At 69.7% G+C, this 2,120-nt stretch carries 1 protein-coding gene; it reads right to left on the bottom strand.

Annotated features, from left to right (window positions below; translation table 11 throughout):
- Positions 1 to 1,893, bottom strand: a 1,893-nt coding sequence (locus DBR23_RS27965) for a tetratricopeptide repeat protein (protein ID WP_146191473.1), incomplete at its 3' end; no start/stop codon positions are given.
- Positions 1,894 to 2,120: the final 227 nt, after the last annotated feature.

Here is a 2,120-nt window from a genome sequence, read left to right as displayed (position 1 = left end):
AAACGCCATGGGGTCGGTCAGAAAGCCCTGGAACAGCGCCGAGTTCTTGTTGAATTCGCCCGCATAGCGGTCTGCCATGAACAGGTGGCTACCGCCCCAGTAGGGATAAAAACTTTGCTGCGCCATCTCCAGCGCCCAGTCTTCCATGCCAAAGAAGGCCAGCGATGCGCCCAGGTTGGCACTGCCCTTCTGGTCGTTGGCCACCTGGTTGAGCGACTTGAGGTACGGCATGCGCGCCACGGCAGCGCGCGCGGCCTCCACCGCTTCGCCAGGCCGGAACAGATCGGTGTGGATCTGCGCCAGCAGCATGTAGGGCACCGGGTCCTTGTCGTCCAGTACGGTCGCCTGCTGCAGGGTGGCCAGCGCATCCTGGTGGCGGCCCAGCTGGTAATAGGCCACGGCGGTCCAGGTCTTGGCGCGGGCATAGCGCGGCTCCATCACGCCCGCCCGCAAGAACGCATCCAGCGCGGCATCCGGCTGCCCTTGCTTGAGGTGCAGCAGCCCCTGGCCGGTGAGCGCGACGTAGTCCGCCGGGTTGTCGCCCAGCGCAGTGGCAAACGCCTGACCCGCTTCGGTGAACTGGTTTACAAAGGTTTCCAGAGTCCCTAACTCGCCCCAGGCACCGGGCGATTGCGGCGACAGCTGCAACGCGCGACGCAGGTTCTCGCGGGCGGGGCGCGGGTCTTCGCGCTCGGCATGCGCACTGCCCAGGCCTTGCCAGGCGCGTGCATCGCCTGGTGCCAAAGTCTGCGCCTCGGCATAGGCGGCCAGCGTGCCGCGCGCATCGCCCCGGCGCCGGGCCAGCTCGGCGCCCACCAGCGCCAGGTCGGCGTGGGCCGTGCCTTGCGCGGGGGCCAGGGTGGCAGCCGCTTCGTCCACCCGGTCGCTCAGGATCTGCACCCGCGCCAGTTGCGCCACCAGCGCCGGGTGGGCGGGCCAGCGCTGGAGCGCCGTGCGCAGCGTACCGGCCGCTGCAGCCCCTTCGCCCTCCATCAGCTGCACGTCGGACTGCATGAGCCACGCGGGCAGCGGCGCGGCGTCCACCGCAGCCACTTGCCGCGCCAGCGACCCGCGTGCGGCCAGCAGGTCGCCCGCCTGCAGGGCCACAGCCGCATCAAACACATCCACCCATACAGGCGCTGCGGTAGTGCGCGCCTGCGCCAGCGCGGCACGGGCCGCCGCGAGGTCGCGTGCCGCCAGGACATCCCGCACGGGCGCCAGCGCTGCAGGCACGGGCTCGGCCGACAGGTGGGGCACCGGGTCGGCACGCAGCGCGTTGACCCACTGGATGCGGTCTCGCGGCTGGCTCAGCACCAGCTTGACCGGGGCCTTGCCCACTTCGGCCAGCGCCGCTTCGTTGGCGCCCACCGACACCGAGCCCTGCGCGTTGGAAAACTCCACCGTGCCCGACAGCACGGTGATCAGCGTGCGGCCATCGTCCTCCACACTGATGTCCCAATCGGTGCCACGGATCGCAGCGGTCGCCGCCGGTGTCTCCAGGTTCAGGCGGCTGCCGTCGGCGCGTTTGGTCTGCGTCCACGCACGGCCAGCGTTGAGCAGCAAGGTGGTCACGGGCTGTGCCGGGGTGGCCACGCCCTTGACCTGCAGCACCGTGTTCTGGTGCAGTCGCAGCTGGGTGTCGTCCGCGAACAGCAGCGCCATCTTGGCGGCCTGGCGCGTGCGCACAAAGTCGCCCTGGGCCAGGGCCTGGGCCAGTCGGGCAGGGCCCCAGTCGGCTGCGGAGGCGGCACGCTGGTCACCTGTGCCTTGCAGGCTGATGATCTCGGCTGCCGCACCGGCGGGCACGGTGGCCTGGGCCACCAGCGGGCAGGCGGCAGCTGTCGCGGCCACCAGCGCAGCCAGGGCGGACAAACGGAATTTTGGATGGGACATTTTTCTGCTTTCGGGGAAGGCGTGCATCGCGCCACCGAGCGCCCCTCCCTGGCACCGGGTGAGCTGAAATTATGGCGATCAGCCCCCCAGATTTCGCCCGCGCCCCGTCGACATGCGGACACATTTCATGAAGAAAGCCACATTTCGTTGCAGGTTGTGGCGCTTTGCGCGCCCCACCAACCCATGGAGGCGACGCGCCGCTCCGCACGGCCCTTTCCTACAGACGC

It is taken from the genome of Acidovorax sp. HMWF018 (genome assembly GCF_003061035.1).
GTDB classification, from domain to species: domain Bacteria; phylum Pseudomonadota; class Gammaproteobacteria; order Burkholderiales; family Burkholderiaceae_C; genus Acidovorax; species Acidovorax delafieldii.
The sequence above is the reverse complement of the archived record's forward strand: the minus strand, read 5'-3'. Positions and strand labels throughout refer to the sequence as shown.